This window comes from Rickettsia amblyommatis, assembly GCF_002078335.1.
Taxonomy (GTDB): Bacteria; Pseudomonadota; Alphaproteobacteria; order Rickettsiales; family Rickettsiaceae; genus Rickettsia; species Rickettsia rickettsii.
This window is the reverse complement of the sequence record NZ_CP015012.1, coordinates 1,369,672-1,390,341: the sequence shown is the minus strand read 5'-3', so window position 1 is coordinate 1,390,341 and position 20,670 is coordinate 1,369,672. Positions and strand designations below refer to the sequence as shown.

Below are 20,670 nucleotides of genomic sequence, written 5' to 3'. Positions count from 1 at the left end.
CTTATTGTAACTCAAGTTATTTTAGTGTTGCCGGTATGGTTTGGGAATTATGCCAAAATTGTCATTGCAAGCGACTAAAAGGAGCGTGGCAATCCAGCAAAACAATAAAAAAATTCTGTAAATCAGAATTTTTTACTGGACTGCTTCGTCAATTGCTACGTAATTTTCCTCGCAATGACGTTAAAACCATACTACTCCTATTATTATCCTTTATCCTCTTCTCTAAGCCGGCTATTGCCGATCCTGAAATAGCTGAATCCTTTAAATGTTCAAAACTTTTTCCTTACTTTGAAAAAAAATTTCATATTCCATCTAATACGTTACATTCAATAGCTTTAAAAGAATCGGGAAAAAAACATACAATCCGTAAAATTAGAGTAGTATGGCCTTGGACAGTAAATGTTGAAGGAAAAGGCTATTATTTTAACACAAAAAGAGAAGCAGTAAGTTTTGTTAGAATAGAGCTTATAAAAGGGCGAGAGAGTATTGATGTCGGATGCATGCAGATTAACTTAAGGCATCATTTAGGGGCTTTTAATTCCCTTGAACAGGCATTTGATCCAAATAATAACATTCGTTACGGTGCAGAATTTTTGCGTTCAAAATATGATCAGCTAGGGAGCTGGCACAGGGCGATAGCTCATTATCATTCGGCTACACATTCTTTAGGGTTTAAATATAAACAAGACGTAGTTAAAATAGCAAGTAATATGGCTCTTTATAAAGCATCCTTACATAGTTATCTAAATAATAATGAAGGGGCTTTAGAAGATACAATTCCAGTAAATAATAACAAAGTTCAAAAAAAATCACTTTTTAGTGGCAATAAAAGATACAGAAGTAGTATTATGATACCGGTTCCTGCTAAAATTAATTAATTCTATGAATATTAAATTAATTACATGTTGTTTAATATTAGTAAGTGCGGTAAAAGTCAATGCCGATTTTAACAATATTCAAGATAATTTTGAATATCAGGAAGAGCAATTAACAATAGCATTACCTTGGAGCGATTGTACCGAAATTCATAAATTATTAGAGGAAAAATTATCTTTTTCAGAACAACAAATAAAAAAAGAAAATAAAATTCATGAAAAATATAAACAATTTTATTTAAAACATAATAATCCTACTAATTTTTCTATGCAATTTCTTGAGAAAAAATCTGAGACTAATGGAGTAGAAACTTTAATATCAGGTTTTTTAAAATTTTGTGAAGATAATTTTCAAACTAGTAAAAGTAAATCTAATTCCCTAAATTATTATATTAAAAAACAACAAGACCAATGGTTTAATGATATAAGAAATGAGAATTACAAAATATATTATAGAAAAAAATACGAAGATACTATCTTTAGAAATAATTAATTAAGGCAACTATATATCTTATAACCTAAATTGTTTCGATATAATAATTTTATATAAAATTGTGTTAGTATAGTTAAGTGTTAAATTTTAAAAGTGTTGTTGATTTATTTGAAAAATTACCTACTGAACAAAAGTGCATAGATTATTTTGATATACGTTGGGCTAGCGGAGCTTATTGTCCGTATTGCGGCAACCAAAAGATTTTTCATTATGCGGATGGAACGAATCACAAATGTTCGGCATGTAAAAAGCGTTTTAGTATCAAAGTCGGCACAATTTTTGAAAATAATAAGATTTCTTTAAAGAAATGGTTTACAGCAGTTTTGCAAGTGACTACGCTAAAAAAAAAGTTTATCATCGTTACAGCTTTCAAGAGATATTAATGTTACCCAAAAACTGCATGGTTTATGCTTCATAGGATTAGAGCAGTGACTAAACTAGAAAGTTTTAGTATTCCTTTAAAAAGCACTGTAGAAATAGATGAGACGTATTATTGGTGGTAAAGAAAAGAACAAACATCAAAATAAAAAAACTAAAGGTACACCAGGTCTCAGCACAAAGACAAAAACCGTTGTAATCGGCATGATAGAGAGAAACGGTAACGCTAAGGCTCAAGTTATAACAAAGGTTAATTCAAAGACCATAGAAAAAATTGCAATAAATAATATTCTAATAGGGTCAACTATTTTATCTGATGAATGGGGAGCTTACAAGGTATTAGAAAAGTTATATAATCATGAATATATAAATCACGACTTAGGTAAATATATAAGAGAGTCTGTGTCCACAAACACGATAGAAAGCTTTTGGGCGGTGTTTAAGCGTGGTATAGTCGGATCTATTCTATTAGCACAAAACACATAGAGAGATATTTAAACGAGTTTATATTTAGGTGCAACCATATAATATAAGCAATATGTTTAATGCTATACTTTTAAATACAGGTAATTATCTTTTAACGAGGCTTTAGCAATGATAGGTCAAGCTCTGTTAAAAATTCATTCTCCAGAGATTGAAGAAGACGAAATCCCTAAACCATTTATAAAATGGGCAGGGGAAAAAGAAACCTTATCAAAGAGTTGTGCTTACACTGACCTGCTAGTTTTACAATAATTATTATGAGCCTTTTATAGGAGGAGGAGCACTTTTTTTGCACTCGTTCCAGACAAAGCTATTATATCAGATATAAACTTAGATTTGATTATTACATACAAGGCAGTTAAGGATGAAGCTCGAGCATTAATTGAGCTGTTAGCTAAGCATAAAGCTAATCACTCTCAAGATTATTACTATGCTGTTAGAAAGAACGCAAATAGCGATAACCCTATTGAGATAGCAACACGTTTCATATACCTTAACAAGACTTGTTATAATGGTCTTTATAGAGTAAATAGCAAAGGAGAGTGCAATTGTCCGGATGGGAGCTGATATTAATCCTAATATTCTTGATAAGGATAACATACTTGCGTGTAGTAAAGCTTTACAAAATGCTGAAATAATATATCAGGATTTCACGTTTATATAGACCCGTCATATCAACCTATTAATAATACTTCATTTAATTTACAAAATATACAAAGCTTGGCTTTACATAGGCAGATCAGGTTAAGCTTTATGAAAAATGCAGAGCATTAAATAAGAAAGGTGTATATTTTATTTCAAATTCAGATAGCGATTTTATAAAGAACTTATACAAGTCTTTTAGTATGGATATAGTAAATGCACCAAGAAGCATAAATTGTAAATCCGACAGTAGGCAAGGAACTAATGAAGTTTTAATAAGAAATTATTAGTACAATGGTAAAACAAATTGCAATTTTACAAGCTAATAAAACTGGAAACGAACCTGAGATTTTTATACATGATCGACTAAAAAGAGAAGGGTATTGTTTTGTACCTAATAAAAGATTTAGTGCAGCTAGGATCCTTATTAAGCAGCCTATTCATACTAGACAGTTTGAAGTTGGCAAAAATATTTATGATACTAAATGGCAATACGATTTTATATTATATCATAAGGAATTTATGATACTATAATAATAATTGATGGTGATGGATATAAAAAAGAAACCTTGAAATGGCTCAAGGATCAAGTTGGCAGTAATTTAATAGAAGTGTTTAGTATGTCTGAATTTACATCTTGGGTAAATAAAAAGAAAATATAGGTTATACAAGTATATAATTCCCTTAATTTATTTCAGTACTTGATTCATATATTATTTAATTTATATTAACTGTAATAATATACAGGGTTATTTATGTTAAAGAAATGTATATTAGTATTGTTGTGTATATAAGTAGTTATAAATCTCTAGGAGAATCTAATAAGACCCAGAACAATGTTTCAGCGATAGAAAGAAAAAAAGTTTCTAGTAATGATAAACAACTAAAACTTGTCTACTTAGAGCATTTGGATCTAACTTCGGATTTAAAGCCTGCAGAAAAAAGCTTGTTGAGTTTAGAACCTTTATCTAATAATAACAATACGAAACCTATAGTTGTAGATATGCAGGAGAATTTTGAAGGGCTAGATAGAGTTAAAGGGGATGATATGCGCACTGCAAGACAGAGAGAACTTGTGCCAAATAGTTTGCTAGGAGATTTTTTATGGGGTTTTATTTCTCGACCGCCACCAACAATTTTAGGAGAGAAAATGCAAGATAGGAGAGGATTATATATTCAACAGACTAAAGCTAAAAAATCACCGAAATAATGCAGTAGAGGGGATAAGTAACAGCTTATTTATCAAACATGCAGCTAATGATATAATAAGTCGATTAGGGATGATTGATAAGGATTTTTCGGATATTCTAGAAATATCGGCTAAATGCGGTTATCTTACGAGCTTACTAAAAAATGCTTATCGAAGTGCCAATATTACCGTAACAGATATGTCGCCTTTATTGCTTGATTCTTTTGAGCATAATCATAAATTATTAATCGATGATGAAGATTTAGAATTGCAAAAAGACTCTTTTGATTTAATTATTTATTCATTAGGGTTACACTGGATAAATGACGTACAACGCTTTTTATCTAATATAAGAATATTTTTAAAGTCTGGCGGTATTTTTATCGGTAATTTTGTCGGAGGAAATAGCTTAAAGAATTTACGTAAATCCTTAATAGATGCCGAAATAGCAAGTGATTTTAAACACTCTTCTCATATTGCTCCTTTTATTCATTTTGATCATGTTCCAATTTTATTTTCGCAAGCAAGATTTGCCGAAGTAATTGTTGACTATGAAAATATAGAGCTAAAATTTAATAATCCTTTAGCTTTAATGAGAGAAATAAAAAATATAGGTGAGGCAAATTCACTAAATACTAGTCACAATTACGCTATTTCTAAAAAGATGTTTTCTTTACTACAAAATTATACAAACGGCTTTGAAGATAATATTAATTTAATTAGTTTTATTGCTTCACCAAATAAGAATAGTATAAGATTAAAGTTGTTATAAAGGTGATAGTGGTGTAGTATTTTTAGCAATATTACGTCATTGCGAGGAAATTATGTAAGTAATTGATGAAGCAATCTCAGGATATTTGACAAGATTGCCGCACAGCCTATGGCTGCTCGCAATGACGATCCAACAATTTATTAAGGTCAAACAAATATGCAAGAATTTGATTTAGTGGTAATAGGTAGCGGTCCAGCCGGTTATACAGGCAGTATTAGGGCTGCTCAGCTTGGTATGAAAGTAGCGTGTATTGAGAAAAGCAATACTCTTGGCGGCACTTGTTTAAATATAGGATGCATACCATCGAAAGTTTTACTTAATTCTTCCGAAAAATATGAAGAAGCTCTAAAACATTTTGAGAATATAGGTATTACTGCAGATGTAAAACTAGACTTACAAAAAATGCTAGCTAATAAAGATAAAGTAGTTCTTGATCTTACAAAAGGTATAGAAAGTCTATTTGCCAAAAACAAAGTTACTAGGATAAAAGGTGAAGCTAAAATTATCTCTAGTAATATCGTTGAAGTAAATAAAGAGCAAATTAAAGCCAAAAATATCCTAATTACTACAGGTTCCAGCGTCATAGAAATACCGAATATCAAAATAGACGAAGAATTTATTGTTTCATCTACCGGTGCTTTGAAACTTTCTAAAGTACCTGAGAACTTAATAGTAGTCGGCGGAGGGTATATAGGCTTAGAACTTGGTTCAGTTTGGCGTCGTTTGGGAGCTAAAGTAACGGTTATTGAGTATGCACCGAGCATTGTACCTATGCTTGATAAAGAAATTGCTAAACAATTTATGAAACTACAGCAAAAACAAGGTATAGAGTTTAAACTGAATACTAAAGTGCTATCTGCTGAAGTAAAGTCAGGAAGAGTAAATCTGACAATAGAGGAAGGCGGTAAGGGTGCGGTAGTAACAAGCGATGTTGTGTTAATGGCGGTAGGCAGAAAAGCCTATACGCAAAATCTAGGACTTGAGTCTGTCGGTATTATTACGGATAAGCAAGGTAGTATTGAGATTAATGACCGGTTCCAAACAGCAATTTCAAATATTTACGCAGTCGGTGATGTGGTAAAAGGAGCTATGCTTGCTCATAAAGCCGAGGAAGAGGCTGTAGCTGCCGTGGAAATTATGGCAGGGCAGGCAGGACATGTTAACTATAACTTAATTCCAAGCGTAATATATACTTATCCTGAAGTAGCAAGCGTCGGTGCAACGGAAGAACAGCTAAAAGAAAAAGGCATTAATTATAAAGTCGGTAAGTTTCCGTTTTTAGCAAATAGTAGAGCAAGAGCAATCGGTAGTACGGAAGGGATGGTTAAGATCCTTGCCGATAATAAAACCGATAGGGTTTTAGGAGCTCATATTATAGGAGCTGATGCAGGTACATTAATTGCCGCGCTTACGGCTTATATGGAATTCGGAGCAGCTTCAGAAGATATAGCAAGAACCTGCCACGCTCACCCAACTTTAAGCGAGGCTATAAAAGAGGCAGCACTTAGTGTAGATAAGAGGACTATTAATATGTGATATATTTCGTCATTGCGAGGAAAAACTGTAAGTTTTGACGAAGCAATCTCAGGAGTCCTGCTTTATGAGATTGCCACGCTCCTTGTAGTCGCGGCGTTGTTGCATGGCTTGAAAAACCAGTTCGGTGTCATACCGTGGCTTGACCACGGTATCCAGTAAAACCACTAAAAATACTAATAATATTAGTATTTTTAACTAGATCCCACGAACAAAAAGTCGCGGGATGACAGAGATGAAGCGAGCCATGCCACAAGGCCTTCAGTCGCTCGCAATGACGAATTTAAGGATATTTATGACCAAACAAGAGCTGCGTCTTTATTTCAAAGAATTTTTAATAAAAAACCAAGATAAGATTAATTCCGATTTAGTCAAAAACTCTCTAATCAATAAAATTAGCCGGTTATTACAGGAGTTAAAAGTAAAGACAGTAGGACTTTACTTTCCTCTAAAATACGAAATTAACTTACTTGAAATAATAAACTTACATCCTGAAATAAGATTCTGCCTACCGAAAATCATAAAAAATGAGATAAAATATTGTCCTTATCATTATAACGATCAATTGGCTTTAGGGGCTTTTAAAATCTATGAACCTATAAATAATGATTTTTTTATTCCTGAGTTAGTGATTATCCCAGGGTTGGCGTTTAGTAAGGAGGGTTATAGACTTGGATACGGCACAGGACATTTTGACCGATATCTTAATAATAACCGAAATATATTAACCGCCGGAGTTTGTTTAAAAGAACAATTAATAGATAATTTTCTGATTGAATCTCATGATCGTAAGCTTAAATTTATGATTTCGGTATAATAACCTTTTTTTAACTTTTTTTATTGTATAAAATATTATATTTATATATTATTATTACAAAAAAATCAACTTAGGGTAAAATGGTTGATATAATAAAGGTTGATATAATAAAAAAATTGTCGTATTGATCGGTGTACCTCTTGCTTTTTTTTGCAAAACAAGCAGTCGGAGATTGACTAGAAGAAACAGGACAAATATCCGGCGATACTCAAGACTGGAGATATTTGCTTTCAATTAGCATTAGTAGGAGTCGGGACACTTATCATAGATCAGGCATTTAGTAACTTGCCTGATGATGTATACAACGAATATGTCAAAGTAGTACAAGATAGTGAGATACAAGTTACATTAGTTGGCTAATTTTTTTCTAGTCAAATAGGCTACAAGTTATTTGATTTATAGCTTTTTTCTTATAAGTTATTACACAAACTTATTATTTCATCTTTATATTTTTGTTTGTGTAAATATTTGCTTTTTAAATTTAGATTTTTAAAATCCTTGTGATTCAATGGCGAGTATTTACTAAGCTTTATTAGATCTTCATCTAAAATAAAATGCTTACGAGGAATATTTATAGTTTGTGCATTCTCTTCACGATAAGCTGCAAGCATTTGAATTTTGTGATTAAAACTCTTATCATCACTTCTATATTTTATTTTTTTCCAAGCATCTTTCAGCTCAACCTTATAATTTCTAACATCTAATAAAGAACTAAGAGTAGTTTGATATTTATTAGTTAAATTATTTCTAATAATTACATGATTTAACTCTTTATATATCTTATACAAATACTCTACGTCTAACATTGCATAATTTAACATATCACTAGTAATAGGGCGTTTTAGCCAGTTAGATTTTTGGTGGGTTTTATCGATAGTAATACCGATTAGCTTATAGCAAAGGTCATCATAGCTTAGCTGTTTACCGAACCCGCAAATATTTGCTGCAATTTGTATATCAAAAACATTAGCAGGTAGTGTTTTAAATACATTATAGAAAATCTCTAAATCTTCACGAGGAGCATGAAATATTTTAGTAATATTATTATCTGCAAGCAGCTTATTAAAAATATTCAGATCTAAATTGCTTAATGCATCAATTATTCCGCAATATTCTTCTGCTTTAACTTGAATTATACTAAGCTGCGCATAATAAGTATAGCGACGCTCAAATTCCGTATCTATGCTTAAGCATGCCTTATTTGTTAACCGGTTACAAAATTCTTCTAATGTTTTTTGATTATCGATAATTTGCATAGAAGCTATTTATAAAGCTCCGATAATTTTTAAGAAAAGATTAGTATGAGATAACGACAGAACAACTTCAAGACCGATTAAAATAATAATAATCCACTCAAGTTTGGTGGAATGTTTATAATTAAGATCGTTTGAAAGAATGTCTAAAAGCTCGTGAATCATATTAAGACGATGATTCATTATATTTTGCCGTATTTCTATGTCTTGAAACTCTGCCGTCATGAGATATAGAGGCTCATAACTCGGGCGACGCCAAAAGAATTCCGGAGTATCGAATATATCGCTATGCAAACTGATTGAATAACGCTCGTTAAATAATATACCTATTTGCTGTAATATCTCCTTTTTAGAAAGCGATACGCTACCGGTTCTAGCTAGTTCCTGTTGTATAGGGGTTGTCTGAACAATCAAGTTACTAACAGATTGCTCAAGAACGCTAAGTTTAACCGATTGTGCAAGAGCATGGGAAATAGAAAGTTTAACAAAAACTGATTTATCTGCTAAGATTATTTTATTTTTTTCTTCATCAATAAATGTTTTCTTGACTTCCGTATTATATTCAAAATAAATATAATCGGATACCGGCTCTTTAAGCTTATTTACTGGTACTAAATCAGTATCGCTTAAAACTATTTTTTCTTGAATTTCATCGCCGCCCCAAATAGTTACACAACCAAACGGAAAGAAAAATATCTCTATAAAATCAGAATCTTTATTTATCTCTTTCCGAACATATAAAACATCGTCAAAATGTTGAGGTGCAAGACCAATCTTTTTTAAATTAGTAACTAGCTCACTCATCTTATATTCGGAAGAAGTACAGTAAGATGAACATCTCATGATTATTAAGTTTAATTTATATAAATTTAGAGTATAGTAGTTAGAAACCTATAAAGTCAATAATATTATAATTATGTATGAAATATTAAGTAATAGAGAAGTTATCAAAATAATAGGTTTCGATTCCGTAAAGTTCCTACAAAATCTCATTACTAACGATATTTGTAAGAGTATAGTCAATTCAGTTGAATTCGGATACAAGGAGCAAGGAGCGAAGCCTATAATAATAGGCAAGACGACGAGTAACGCAGTAGGCGAGTCCAAATCAATTGACTATAATTATTGCTATACTTATTTGCTTAATAATCAAGGAAGATATTTATTTGATTTTTTCGTGTATGTTCATAACCCTGAGGAAATTTACCTTGATATTGATAAAAGTAATAAAGCTGCTTTGATAGAGTATTTAAACTTCTATAAATTTCGCTCAAAAATACAAGTAATAGATTGTAGTGACGAATATAAAGTTATCTACTCACTTCAAAAATTAGATATAGACTCGCTAATTACGATTCGTGATCCTCGTTATGCTAAGCTTGGTTTCCGCTCAATAAATAAGCTCGATGTCATACCGCGGCTTGACCGCGGTATCCAGAAAATAATTAAAAAAGACTGGACCCCGTGGTCAAGCCACGGGGTGACAGAGGGGGAACCGCCCCCCTCAACAACATCTCCCCGCGAAAGCGGGAATCCAATATACCTAGAAGATAAATATAATTTTGCAATAATAGATGGTGTGGAAGATTTAATCACAGATAAATCTATTCCAAATATGTATGGTGCTGAGGAGTTAAATGCAATTAGTTTTGATAAAGGTTGTTATGTCGGGCAGGAAGTGATTTCAAGGACTAAATATCAAGGAGTTATAAGAAGAAAGATATATAAAATTACAGCAGATGAAGATTTATCTTCATTAGTTAAAGATGAAGAAATACTCGTAGATAACAATAAAATCGGCGTAATATGCTCAAATTATCACAATAAAGCAATCGCCTTAATCAGAGAAGAAAAATATCTTGCCGATAAAGAAGCTGATGTTACCGTTAAAGGGATTAAAATAAACTTATCTCTCGCACCTTGGTATTAAATAATAGTTAATTTTTTAATAGTTACTTGACATTTATTAAGTTTTCATGTATTATAACTATAAAGAGATACAAACCATATTTCATGGTATTTTTTATAAAAAATTAACATAAATTGGAGACTTTTATGTATACACCTTTTCAATTATTAACTTCAGGAAACATACAATTAATACCGGCTATATTAAACGGAACTAATGTTAACAACAAACTTAATATTTTTGAAGCTCTTTGTAGTTTAATACCTCAACAATAAGATCAGAATGTTAAAAATGTTTTGAAAATACTGCTGTACAGATATCGAACACACTGATCCTCATCCCTGACACTAATTGGGATAAGAAAGATACAAACGGTAATACTATACTTGAATGGGGTATTTGGAGTAATAGCTCCAATGTTATTGATGTATTTCATCATAACCCTGCACTTATGGCAAAATTTGTTTCAACTGAAAAAGCACAAATTCATAATTTTTTCCGTATTGCTATGGAGTCGCATATTGCTGACGATTTCCGTAAGACACAAATTGAAAAATTTACACAATTAGGTTTAGATATTAATGATCTTGGTCAAGATAATCATATTGCTTTATATTCTACAATACATATTTAAATAAATATCAGCTTACTACTAATAATCCGAGTAATGGTACTTTACAAATACAAAATACAATATCTAAAATGTCCGATAACGGTCATAAATACTTAGCTCAAGCAGGTTTTAAAACTTTAATAATGAATGTAAAGGAATTAGTAGAAAAAACATTAGAAAATTGTAACCTTGAAATTCTACCGGCGGTAATAATATGATTGCTACGCTTGGTAATATAATATGGTCTATTAAACAAGATATTTCAAAAGCATCCGGTCAAGAAAAAACATTGTTAATCAACAATTTTAAAGCGCTACAATCTTTATCTGAGCCTATAATAGAAAAAATAGTAAAACAGCAAGGATTTAATCCTAACATTATGGATCAATTGAATTCTAATGCAATAGCATGGTTCGGTGAATTTGAAGCCGAATTCTTAGAAAAATGCATAAAAAATACACATACAAAACCTGATGTAAATTTCTATGATAAGAGTGGTAAAACATCACTTGATTGGTATAGCGATTATAACGCTACTAAAATCGTAGAAACTTTAATAAAAAATGGCGGTAATGTAAATCTTCAGTGTACTCAAGATGCAGCTACTCCTCCTAGCCATAGATTATTTTTCAATAATTCAAAAGTAATGCTCGCAACCCAAAACTTCCAACTCTAAAAGCATTATTAAATAAAGAAAACAAGCTGCCGTTTGATCCAAGTATCAAGATGGTGGGTACTAAAACTGCAGCAGATGTATTAGAAGAGAAAAAAAACAGCTATAGTTGATTACAATGATTGTCATAATGCACTTGATGAGTACACAACTTGGTATGAATAACGATTATACTGTAGTATCATTAGGTCAGGCAGTAGAAGAGTTTAATCTTTATGAATAAAAATGAGTCTTGTATGTCATTCCTAGCTAAAAGCGGCCTTATTACATGGCTTGTTTATGTCATGCCCGCAGAAGCTCAGCATAAAGCGAGATAAAGCAAGCTTTAAAAAAATCTTTTAAAAAGTTTTGAAGTACTGGATTCCTGCGTAGGCGGGAATGACATCGAGTCTTATGACACCCATGTGTATTCGTAGGAATGACATACTTTTTTAACTCCACAAAAATATTGTTTGTTTCTTTTTTTATCTTTATTATTATTTGCATAGAAAATCCCTATAACTTAACTCTATGCCAAATATAGATCTCCTTATTTTTACTAGCTTTTTAGCGATTAATTTGCTAGTTGGACTTCTAAATATCAAAATATAAAAAATATTCGCGAATATGCGATAGGCACAAGGAATTTTTCTACAGATACAATAGTCGCAACTCTTATTGCTACTTGGATCAGTACTAGTACTTTTTAAATCGATAATTCAAGAATATATACGGACGGATTATTGTACTTATTACCTAGTATATTTGGTAACGTCGTTAGTTGGTTATTAATTAGTGACTTTATAGCTCCTCGTTTTGAGAATTTTTGGGGTAGCTTATCGGCAGCAGAAATAATAGGGGAGGCATACGGTAACAAAGTTCGTATTCTTACGTCGATAGTTAGTATATTAATGTCTATAGGTAGGATTGCCATGCAATTCCACGTAGCAAGTTTAATATTACAGCTATTCTTTAACATTTCAAATTTTTACATAGATTTATGTATTGCCGTAATAATAAGCTATTCTGCTTTTGGCGGTGTAAAATCGGTTACTTTTACCGAAGCCGTACAGTTTTTTACTTATAGTGCAATTATTCCGGTAATAGGAATTGTCGTATGGAATGTTTTTAGCGATCCGCATATAGTTATAGACTCAAATGTACAAACTCATCTTGCTGATTTACAAGGATTGTTTCACTATACTAGTCCTAAATTTTTGATTTCTTTAAATATTTTTATATATTTATTCTGTCACTTGGTCCTTCAATTTTTCAAAGAATATTGATGGCAAAAGACACAAGGCAAATATCACGAACATTTTTTATTTCGGCAGTTATTTGTCTTTGTTTATCCGTTTTATTCATTTGGATTGCAATATTATTATTGTCTCAAGATCCGATAGTTAACACCAATGAATTGTTTTCACGGATCATTAAAAGTTATATAGGATTTAAGGGGTTAATAGTCGGCATTATTATGGCAATGATAATCGCAAGTACGAACTCTTATATTAACGTTGCAGTGGTAACTTTTACTAATGACATCATTAAAAAAGCTTCATTAAATTATAATTATATAACCGCAATGACTATAGGATTAATAGGTTTTATTATATCGCTCTACACTAAAGATTTAATAAATCTATTTTTATTATTGACTAGCATCTATTTACCGCTAATCACTTTGCCGTTAATTTTGTTAATATACGGTTTTAAATCAAGTGCCAAAAGTTTTTTTATCGGTATGATTGCTGCAATATTAACTATTATATTGTGGCAAATATTTTCTTTAAGAGCAGTTCTAGGTATTTATCCGATACTACCCGCAACTATTGTAAATTTACTCTTTTTCCTTGGAAGCCATTATATTTTAAAGCAACCCGGAGGGTTTAGTGCTTTGAAAGAGCCGCTAGCCATTAAAATAATCAGGCAAGAGAGAGAAAGAAAAGGTTTGACTTTATTGCGTGATCTTAAGAATTTTAACATCTTTAAATATTGGGAAAGTACCATACCAAATCAAAAAATTACTTATAGTTATGTCGGTATATTTATTTTAATATCGATGTTCTCATCTGTATATACCACATCAGGTAGCAGAATAATGAACCATTTGGAGATATATAATATTACTTACCATACCACACTTATAACTGCTGCAATATTAATTACTGATCCTTTATGGTCTTTAAAGTTTCAAAAGAATTATATTATATCTTTCTCTTGGTTTGTGGCTACTTTCGTTATATTAATATTTTTCGGTAGTTTACTTGTTATATCAAGTCGTTTTGATCAACTGCAATTAATGTGTGCGATAATTCTTATAATGGCAACGATATTCAGGTGGCAAGCTACTTTACTTATGACCGTTACAGGCGTGTTTGCTAGTATAGAGTTTTATAAATATTTTATGGATGAAAAGTTATTAATTAGCATAGAGCGTTTCAATTCAAAGTAGTATATTCCTAACCTTATTTAGTAGCCTTTTAATAGTATGCTTAAAACCAAGGCCAGAGCAAGAAACATTAGTTAACCTAAAAAATACTCCTTTAGGTAATAGAGTTAATTAGAGAGAGCAGGAATTAGAGAAGTTACTTGATTTGAAACATGAGTTCTTACGTAATATAGACCATGAAATCAATACGCCGCTAACCGGTATTATTAGCCTTGGTGAAACCTTATGGGCTAATTATGATAAATTTAATGAAGATCAGCGTCGCAATGCAGTAGCGATTATAGCTAAAAGCTCTATTAAATTAAATAGCTTGATAAATAATATTCTAGATTTTTCAAAATTATCCAGTCTTAATGATGAACTAAATAAACAAGATATAAACTTAAGCGAATTGCTACATGAAAGGATTAAAATATGTAAGAAATTATATCTAAACGGCGAAATCTTAAATTTTGTATCTGATATTGAAAAGAATATAATAATTATATTCTTTTCAATTTTAACTGTGATCCTCATTACATGAAACACACATTCGATAATCTAATAATAAATGCTATCAGCTATTGTAGTGAGGGAATAATAAAAATTGATCTACACATGCAAGAAAATAATATCTTGTTTAGTTAAAAGACGATGGAATAGAAGTACTGAAAGAGGAATTGCAGAGTATATTCGGTGTATTTATCGTAAGCTCTAAAACACGTACACCGGTAGGAGGTAGAGGAGTAGGACTTGCATTATGTAAGAAAGTAATAGAACTGCACGCCGGAAAAATTTGGGCAGAAAACGATAAACAGGGAAAGACTACTTTTATTTTTACGATGCCTTTGTAATTGAAAATGTCATTCCGTTGATCACAGGAATCCAGTACTTTTTGCTGTTATACTGTGGCCCCGCCACGGTATAACATTATACTGGATCCCCGTTTTCACGGGGATGACAATAAAATTCTATTGCTTGAAGACGTTAATGAAAAAGCCTATGCAGTGCATCGTAATCTAGTTCAATTAAAAAATATCGGTTAATCTTTGGTGATTTTACTAAAGGGGATGAGTTTGTAGAACAAGCTATAAAAAGTTTTTGTTTAAATCATATTCAAAATATTGGAACTTATAAAGCAGCAGGAGGGCATGAAGAAGTAAATCATCCGGTTATTATGAATCATAAAGTAATTATAAACAGTAATGTTTTAAGTTTTACTAGCCCTTTTGAAATAGGAGAAAACAAATGACAAATTCTATCAGAATAGGTACAAGAAAAAGTCCACTTGCTTTAATACACACTAATTTAGTTATTCAGCAAATCAAACAATTTTGTCCTGATATTAATTTTGAAATAGTGCCGATTATTACTAGCGGGGATTTAATCCAAAATAAACCATTATACGATATAGGCGGTAAAGCTTTATTTTTAAAGGAAATAGAACAAGCCTTGCTTGATAAAAAAATTGACTTAGCTGTTCATTCTTTAAAAGATGTACCGGGTAGAATACCTGAACCGCTAGTAATAGCTGCTGTTTTAGAGCGTGAAGACCCCAGAGATGTTTTTGTTTGTCTAAAATATAAATCTATAGAAGAGCTGCCGCAAAATGCCGTAATAGGTAGCTCGGCAGTACGAAGAAAAGCATTTATCCAAAAAATAAGACCGGATTTAAAGGTAACGGTTTTTAGAGGGAATGTTGATTCAAGAATGAAAAAGCTAATGACCGGCGAAGTTGACGCAACAATTTTAGCATATACAGGTCTTAAAAGGTTAGAGGCGTTTAATCCGGAGTATTGCCATTTGATAGAGTATTCACAGATGTTACCGTGTATAGGGCAGGGAGTCATTGCAGTTGAGATTAGAAAAGACGATAATGCTATGCTTGAGATATGCAACAAAATTAATCATCTTCCCACTTTTGAACTAATAAAACCCGAAAGAGCATTTTTAGAGTATCTAGATGCTAATTGCCGCACTCCGATTGCTGCTTATTCACAATATCTAGATGCAGATCCTAGACATCTTTCCAAACTCGCTTATCGGGAGGCATTTGAAGGCAACACGGAAACACTTGCCACCGCAGCGTACAAAAACGATCGTACAGATGCAAGTACCGGATTGACGTACAAATTACCCCTAGAAGTAGAGTTTGGGAAGATGTCTAATATACAAACCGATTTTATGCTCGGTAACCTTGACGGCAGTAAAATAACTTTCCATACCGAAACTACCAATATAAAAACTTCAACAGAAGCAGGCATAAAAGCCGCTAAAATGATGTTGGAAGCTATCTGTAAATCAACTAGACAAATAGATATTTAGGGAATATACTCCTAAAATATCTAAATTTGCAAGATATTATCTGACAATACAAAGATTTTTAGACTTAGAATTACCAAAAGGACAGTCCTATTTTTTGTGGGGAGCACGTAAAACTGGTAAGTCAACATATCTGAAACAACGTTTTCCGGATAGTGTATATATAGGTTTATTACAAGCTGATATCTATAAAGTTTACTTTCAAAATCCTGAACGTTTAAGAGAAGAGCTTAAGTCAAAAGACGGCATCTCAACTATTATTATTGATGAGGTGCAAAAAATTCCCTTACTGTTAGATGAGGTTCATTATTTAATAGACTCTAATAAATCTTTACAATTTATCCTTTGCAGCTCTAGTGCTAGGCGCTTAAAATCAACAGGTAGCAATTTACTTGGCGGAAGAGCTTGGATATATATGTTTTTGCCGCTATGCTATTCTGAGATAAAAGAGCTTGATTGGCATAAAATTTTTAATCATGGACTAATACCTGATCATTATATTGCATCAAAAAAGATTCATAAATATCTTGCGTCCTATTTATATGACTATATTTTATCTGAAGTACAGTTTGAAGCAAATTTAAGAAAACGCGAAGCATTTGCAAGGTTTCTAGAGATTATAGGCATTTCAAACGGTGAGATGATAAATTATAGTAATATAGCAAGAGATTGCGGTGTTGATGCAAAAACCGTTAGAACATATCTTGAAATATTAGAAGATATGTATTTAGGATATCATCTTTATCCGTATAGATCACGTAGTAAAAGGCAAATTATTACGGAAATGCCTAAATTTTACCTTTTCGATATCGCACTTAGCCATTACCTAAGAAAATATGAATATCAGGAAATGACAGGGTTTAATGCTGGTAAATCTTTTGCGCATTATGTATTCTTAGAATTAATAGCTTATAAATATTTAAACGACAAAAGAGATGAGTTATTTTATTGGCGTACTAAAGAAGGATATGAGGTTGATTTTATATTTCAAAATAATGCATTTGAAGTTAAAATTGCTTCTTCTATACAAAAAAATAATTTAAAAGGTCTATTAGAATTTAGTAAAGATAGTGATTTTAAATTACATGTTATATCTTTTGAAAAAACAAAACGTATAATTAATTTAGAAAATAAAAAAATTACCATTTGGCCTATTCAAGAATTTTTAGATACTCTCTGGAATAATGAAATATAGCGATAAAATAATTAATAAATTTTTTCTTAAATTTTAATTTAAAACTAAACAGTATGGCTTATTACCCATATAGATATATGGACATTTAGTATAGAGCTAAGTATTATTAAATTAATCGATTACAGGCTAAAAATGCATTCTTCTTTTGAATGAGATGAAGAAAAAAATAAAATTAATATTAGTAAGCATAACGTAAGCTTTTATGAAGCTCAAAAAGCTTTTCTAGATATCAAAAGGATAATCCTTCAAGATGTAGACCATAGTATTACAGAAAAAAGATATTTTTGTTTAGGTACAGTTGATGGTAATATTTTAACAGTCCGTTTTATGTTTCGAGATAATCATATAAGAATTTTTGGAGCAGGATACTGGCATAAAGTAAGAGAACTTATGAGCAAGAGAATAAAATACACTGATGGGGAAATAGAGGAAGTAAAAATAGTAAAAGATTTCTTACCACATCCTAGCAAACTGTTATTAAAAAATGATTCAGTAAAAGTAACCATTGCTTTAAGTAAAGAGAGCGTAGAATTTTTTAAATCAGAAGTAGCAACTGCACATATGCCTTACCAAAAAATGATTAGGACTTGACTAGATAAATATACTAAGCACTATAAAGAAAATAAAAGGGCATAATACTGTAAACTGAGCTGGCGGATAGGGTGGGATTCGAACCCACGGTACGGTTGCCCGTACGCCAGTTTTCAAGACTAGTGCCTTAAACCTCTCGGCCACCTATCCAAGAAGATTCATACCAAATAATCTTATATATTTCAAGGGAAATCTTGCAATATATGAATTTAAATTACAAATCCGAATTGTTCTTTCACTTCGTTAACCGTTTCAGAAGCTCTAATTCTTGCTTTTTCTGCTCCTTTGTGCAGTATTTTTAATAAATATTCTTTATCATTCATTAATTCTAAATATTTATCACGTATCGGTTGTAGATTTGTAATAATAATTTCTGCCAAATCTTCTTTAAATTTTGCGAAACCTTGGTTTTGATAATTACCGATTATTTTTTCCAAGCTTTCTTCAGATAAACTTCTATAAGTATCTAATAAATTACTAATTTCCGGTCTTGTTTCTTTATCATAGCTAACAAAACTTAAATGATCGGTTTTGGCTTTTTTTATTTTTTGATGAATAAGATCGTTATCGTCTTTTAAATTGATACGGGAAAAATCCGAAATATCAGATTTACTCATTTTCTTTAATCCATCCCGTAAGCTCATTATTCTTGTGCCTGTTTCACTAATTAAAACCTCAGGAACTTTTAGAATTTCTTTGTTAAATTTTCTATTGACTACCCCTGCAATATCTCTTGTTAGCTCTAAATGCTGCTTCTGATCCTCACCTACAGGCACTATATCGGCTTTATATATTAAGATATCCGCTGCCATAAGTACCGGATAGGAAAATAACCCAAGACAAGCCTTTTCTTGATCGCTACCTGCTTTATCTTTAAATTGCGTCATGCGCTTTAACCATCCAAGCGGTGTAACGCAACTTAGTAGCCAAGCAAGTTCAGCATGCTCTTTCACCATACTTTGAGCAAAAATCGTTACTTTGTCGGGGTTAAGCCCTGCTGCTAAATAAACAGCAAGCACCTCCATAATTGAACTGTTAAGTTCTGATGGCTTAATATCAACCGTGATAGCATGCAAATCTGCTAAGAAGAAAAAACAATTATATTCTTCCTGCATTTTAACCCAGTTTTTAATTGCACCAAGATAGTTACCGAGATGTAAAGAACCGGTTGCTTGCACACCGGAAAGAACAGTTTTTTTCATTTAATACCTTTTTATTTTATTCATTGTAAAATTATGTTATAAATACCATTTTAATTAATATAATTATCTTAATAATTATGCTGTGGCGTTTAAGAATTTTATCATTTTACGGATTATTATCATTATTTACATTTATTTTTTTTCTTATATGTTACATACCCGTAACATTTTTCAATGTCAACTATCAAATAAGATATAGAATTGCCATTATCTTTTCTTATGCTTTTGTGTGGCTTGCAAAAATTTGTTGCGGTTTAAAATATGAAGTAGAGGGGCTTGAGAAATTACCGAAGACTACTTCAATAGTCGTGTCTAATCACCAATCCTTTTGGGATCAAATGTTTATGCAACTGATTATTCCTAAACATTCTTGGGTATTAAAGCGTGAATTATTTAATATACCCATGCTTGGTTGGGGACTTCGGATGGTTAAACCTATTGCGGTTGACCGTGGTACTAATAGCTCGGTTGCTCAGATTTTGAGAGAAGGTCAGGAAAAAATAAAAGAAGGATTATGGTTAATAATATTTCCGGAATCAACTAAAGTTCCGCCTGATAGAACGGTAAAATTTAAACCAAGTGCCGTAAAGCTTGCTTCAATTACTAAAGTTCCAATTGTGATGATGGCTCATAATGCCGGTTTATTTTGGCCTAGAGGTTTTTGGTTTAAGCAACCTGGAACTATAAAGATAAAGATTATAGGTGTAATAGAAAAAGAAGAAATAGAACAAACAGACGTACGTATACTGAATGACAAGGTTGAGCAAATTATTAACAGTGAAAAGCAAAAATTATTAAATTAATATTAGGTTTTAAAAATAATTAGTATTATCATAAAATTACAACTTAGTTTTTATGGAGGTATTTATGGTAATTACAGCACCGTTAAAATTAATTGCGGTTATCGATAGTAAGCAAATGATGCTTTACGACGCTCAAGGAGTTAAAATTATTACTAATACACCTTTAAAATTATCTTTGGATTTAGAGGAGCATCACCACCATAGAGAAAAAAAACAAAGCCTTTACCAAAATAAATCTACACCAGCTTCGTTATTTGAGCCGCATACTTCGCTAAAAGATATAGAACATCAAGAAGCAGCAAAGAGCGTTATTAAACATTTAGAGAAAGTAACTAATGCTGATCAAGCTAAATATAAGGAATTGATTATTGTAGCAGAACCGCAAATGCTTGGATGTGTTAGACAAGAACTTAAAAACGGTCTAAAAAAGATGATTACTAAAGAAATTGCTAAGAATTTAGTGCAACATAGCGTAGATGCAGTGGAGCGAGCAGTATTTTCTTAGATAATCTTTATA

At 31.6% G+C, this 20,670-nt stretch carries 28 protein-coding genes, 1 tRNA gene and 6 pseudogenes; 31 read left to right on the top strand and 4 right to left on the bottom strand.

Features of this window, described 5'->3' with window-relative positions:
• The first annotated feature begins 35 nt into the window (after positions 1-35).
• The 15 genes and pseudogenes from A3305_RS08000 to A3305_RS11685 all read left to right on the top strand — a co-directional run bounded on the left by A3305_RS08000 (position 36) and on the right by A3305_RS11685 (position 7,542).
• Positions 36-878 (top strand): lytic transglycosylase domain-containing protein, encoded by an 843-nt coding sequence (locus tag A3305_RS08000; protein ID WP_014392473.1) that lies wholly within the window; start codon positions 36-38, stop codon positions 876-878.
• Between the two features lie 4 nt (positions 879-882).
• Positions 883-1,368, top strand: a complete 486-nt coding sequence (locus tag A3305_RS07995) for a DUF2532 domain-containing protein (RefSeq protein ID WP_014392472.1) — start codon at positions 883-885, stop codon at positions 1,366-1,368.
• A 77-nt stretch (positions 1,369-1,445) separates the two neighbouring features.
• Entirely contained in the window at positions 1,446-1,751 is a 306-nt protein-coding gene (locus A3305_RS07990; protein ID WP_014392471.1) for a transposase, read from the top strand.
• Positions 1,752-1,848: 97 nt separating this feature from the next.
• Positions 1,849-2,232: a transposase gene (locus A3305_RS07985; RefSeq protein WP_014392470.1), complete on the top strand. Its 384-nt coding sequence runs from the start codon at positions 1,849-1,851 to the stop codon at positions 2,230-2,232.
• An 84-nt stretch (positions 2,233-2,316) separates the two neighbouring features.
• A pseudogene (locus tag A3305_RS09730) lies at positions 2,317-2,501 on the top strand (hypothetical protein); the annotation flags it as partial.
• Between the two features lie 64 nt (positions 2,502-2,565).
• Positions 2,566-2,796, top strand: coding sequence for a DNA adenine methylase (locus tag A3305_RS09725; protein WP_014392468.1), 231 nt, complete (start codon positions 2,566-2,568; stop codon positions 2,794-2,796).
• Positions 2,786-3,050: pseudogene (locus A3305_RS11695) on the top strand (DNA adenine methylase); the annotation flags it as partial. The gene A3305_RS09725 and the pseudogene A3305_RS11695, both read left to right, overlap by 11 nt.
• 115 nt (positions 3,051-3,165) lie before the next feature.
• A complete protein-coding gene (locus A3305_RS07975) occupies positions 3,166-3,405 on the top strand; it encodes a hypothetical protein (RefSeq protein ID WP_014392466.1) in 240 nt (79 codons plus the stop codon).
• A gap of 35 nt (positions 3,406-3,440) precedes the next feature.
• A complete protein-coding gene (locus A3305_RS11920) occupies positions 3,441-3,533 on the top strand; it encodes a hypothetical protein (protein ID WP_331370609.1) in 93 nt (30 codons plus the stop codon).
• Between the two features lie 104 nt (positions 3,534-3,637).
• The gene (locus A3305_RS10965; RefSeq protein ID WP_014392465.1) at positions 3,638-4,081 is read left to right on the top strand and encodes a hypothetical protein; all 444 of its coding nucleotides are present in this window, start codon (positions 3,638-3,640) and stop codon (positions 4,079-4,081) included.
• Between the two features lie 70 nt (positions 4,082-4,151).
• Positions 4,152-4,832: a methyltransferase domain-containing protein gene (locus tag A3305_RS07965; RefSeq protein WP_014392464.1), complete on the top strand. Its 681-nt coding sequence runs from the start codon at positions 4,152-4,154 to the stop codon at positions 4,830-4,832.
• Positions 4,833-4,988: 156 nt separating this feature from the next.
• On the top strand, positions 4,989-6,368 hold the full coding sequence (gene lpdA, locus A3305_RS07960; RefSeq protein WP_014392463.1) for a dihydrolipoyl dehydrogenase: 1,380 nt from the start codon (positions 4,989-4,991) through the stop codon (positions 6,366-6,368).
• Positions 6,369-6,464: 96 nt separating this feature from the next.
• A pseudogene (locus A3305_RS09140) lies at positions 6,465-6,564 on the top strand (permease); the annotation flags it as partial.
• A gap of 96 nt (positions 6,565-6,660) precedes the next feature.
• Positions 6,661-7,182 (top strand): 5-formyltetrahydrofolate cyclo-ligase, encoded by a 522-nt coding sequence (locus tag A3305_RS07955; protein WP_014392462.1) that lies wholly within the window; start codon positions 6,661-6,663, stop codon positions 7,180-7,182.
• A gap of 124 nt (positions 7,183-7,306) precedes the next feature.
• Positions 7,307-7,542, top strand: a pseudogene (locus A3305_RS11685) (hypothetical protein).
• 50 nt (positions 7,543-7,592) lie between these two features.
• Here the strand turns inward: A3305_RS11685 and A3305_RS07945 are convergent.
• Together A3305_RS07945 and A3305_RS07940 are read right to left on the bottom strand one after the other, a co-directional pair.
• Positions 7,593-8,438, bottom strand: a complete 846-nt coding sequence (locus tag A3305_RS07945; protein WP_014392461.1) for a ribonuclease D — start codon at positions 8,436-8,438, stop codon at positions 7,593-7,595.
• 9 nt (positions 8,439-8,447) lie between these two features.
• Positions 8,448-9,239, bottom strand: coding sequence for an RMD1 family protein (locus tag A3305_RS07940; RefSeq protein ID WP_014392460.1), 792 nt, complete (start codon positions 9,237-9,239; stop codon positions 8,448-8,450).
• 112 nt (positions 9,240-9,351) lie between these two features.
• Here A3305_RS07940 and A3305_RS07935 point away from each other — a divergent pair, with 112 nt between their 5' ends.
• From A3305_RS07935 to A3305_RS10945, 14 genes and pseudogenes are all read left to right on the top strand, one after another.
• Positions 9,352-10,365 carry a YgfZ/GcvT domain-containing protein gene (locus A3305_RS07935; RefSeq protein WP_014392459.1) on the top strand — a complete coding sequence of 338 codons (1,014 nt, stop codon included), beginning with the start codon at positions 9,352-9,354 and terminating at the stop codon, positions 10,363-10,365.
• Positions 10,366-10,490: 125 nt separating this feature from the next.
• Entirely contained in the window at positions 10,491-10,619 is a 129-nt protein-coding gene (locus A3305_RS11325) for a hypothetical protein (RefSeq protein ID WP_014392458.1), read from the top strand.
• A gap of 53 nt (positions 10,620-10,672) precedes the next feature.
• Positions 10,673-10,978: a hypothetical protein gene (locus A3305_RS07930; protein ID WP_045799445.1), complete on the top strand. Its 306-nt coding sequence runs from the start codon at positions 10,673-10,675 to the stop codon at positions 10,976-10,978.
• 68 nt (positions 10,979-11,046) lie between these two features.
• The gene (locus tag A3305_RS11320; protein WP_264357820.1) at positions 11,047-11,175 is read left to right on the top strand and encodes a hypothetical protein; all 129 of its coding nucleotides are present in this window, start codon (positions 11,047-11,049) and stop codon (positions 11,173-11,175) included.
• Positions 11,172-11,633: a hypothetical protein gene (locus tag A3305_RS07925; RefSeq protein ID WP_226983927.1), complete on the top strand. Its 462-nt coding sequence runs from the start codon at positions 11,172-11,174 to the stop codon at positions 11,631-11,633. Before A3305_RS11320 ends, A3305_RS07925 begins: the two co-directional genes overlap by 4 nt.
• A gap of 719 nt (positions 11,634-12,352) precedes the next feature.
• Complete coding sequence (locus tag A3305_RS09720; protein WP_193353162.1) at positions 12,353-12,895, top strand: hypothetical protein; 543 nt, start codon at positions 12,353-12,355, stop codon at positions 12,893-12,895.
• On the top strand, positions 12,895-14,064 hold the full coding sequence (locus tag A3305_RS09715; protein ID WP_193353161.1) for a hypothetical protein: 1,170 nt from the start codon (positions 12,895-12,897) through the stop codon (positions 14,062-14,064). The genes A3305_RS09720 and A3305_RS09715 overlap by 1 nt, the downstream gene beginning before the upstream one ends.
• Positions 14,065-14,206: 142 nt before the next feature.
• A complete protein-coding gene (locus tag A3305_RS09710) occupies positions 14,207-14,584 on the top strand; it encodes a sensor histidine kinase (RefSeq protein ID WP_014392456.1) in 378 nt (125 codons plus the stop codon).
• Positions 14,585-14,720: 136 nt separating this feature from the next.
• Positions 14,721-14,894 carry an ATP-binding protein gene (locus A3305_RS09705; RefSeq protein ID WP_014392455.1) on the top strand — a complete coding sequence of 58 codons (174 nt, stop codon included), beginning with the start codon at positions 14,721-14,723 and terminating at the stop codon, positions 14,892-14,894.
• Positions 14,895-14,969: 75 nt separating this feature from the next.
• A pseudogene (locus A3305_RS07900) lies at positions 14,970-15,292 on the top strand (LD-carboxypeptidase); the annotation flags it as partial.
• Positions 15,289-16,365 (top strand): hydroxymethylbilane synthase, encoded by a 1,077-nt coding sequence (hemC, locus tag A3305_RS07895; RefSeq protein WP_014392453.1) that lies wholly within the window; start codon positions 15,289-15,291, stop codon positions 16,363-16,365. The pseudogene A3305_RS07900 and the gene hemC, both read left to right, overlap by 4 nt.
• A 94-nt stretch (positions 16,366-16,459) precedes the next feature.
• Entirely contained in the window at positions 16,460-17,557 is a 1,098-nt protein-coding gene (locus tag A3305_RS11915; RefSeq protein WP_014392452.1) for an ATP-binding protein, read from the top strand.
• Positions 17,558-17,728: 171 nt separating this feature from the next.
• Positions 17,729-17,875: pseudogene (locus A3305_RS10950) on the top strand (BrnT family toxin); the annotation flags it as partial.
• Between the two features lie 9 nt (positions 17,876-17,884).
• On the top strand, positions 17,885-18,148 hold the full coding sequence (locus A3305_RS10945) for a hypothetical protein (protein WP_014392451.1): 264 nt from the start codon (positions 17,885-17,887) through the stop codon (positions 18,146-18,148).
• 60 nt (positions 18,149-18,208) lie between these two features.
• Here the strand turns inward: A3305_RS10945 and A3305_RS07880 are convergent.
• Both A3305_RS07880 and trpS read right to left on the bottom strand, forming a co-directional pair.
• Positions 18,209-18,298, bottom strand: a tRNA-Ser gene (locus tag A3305_RS07880).
• A gap of 59 nt (positions 18,299-18,357) precedes the next feature.
• The gene (gene trpS, locus A3305_RS07875; protein ID WP_014392450.1) at positions 18,358-19,350 is read right to left on the bottom strand and encodes a tryptophan--tRNA ligase; all 993 of its coding nucleotides are present in this window, start codon (positions 19,348-19,350) and stop codon (positions 18,358-18,360) included.
• A gap of 77 nt (positions 19,351-19,427) precedes the next feature.
• Between trpS and A3305_RS07870 the strand changes: the two genes are divergently transcribed.
• Positions 19,428-20,153 (top strand): lysophospholipid acyltransferase family protein, encoded by a 726-nt coding sequence (locus A3305_RS07870; protein ID WP_014392449.1) that lies wholly within the window; start codon positions 19,428-19,430, stop codon positions 20,151-20,153.
• Positions 20,154-20,217: 64 nt separating this feature from the next.
• Positions 20,218-20,658, top strand: a complete 441-nt coding sequence (locus tag A3305_RS07865; RefSeq protein WP_014392448.1) for a host attachment protein — start codon at positions 20,218-20,220, stop codon at positions 20,656-20,658.
• The last annotated feature ends 12 nt before the right edge of the window (positions 20,659-20,670 follow it).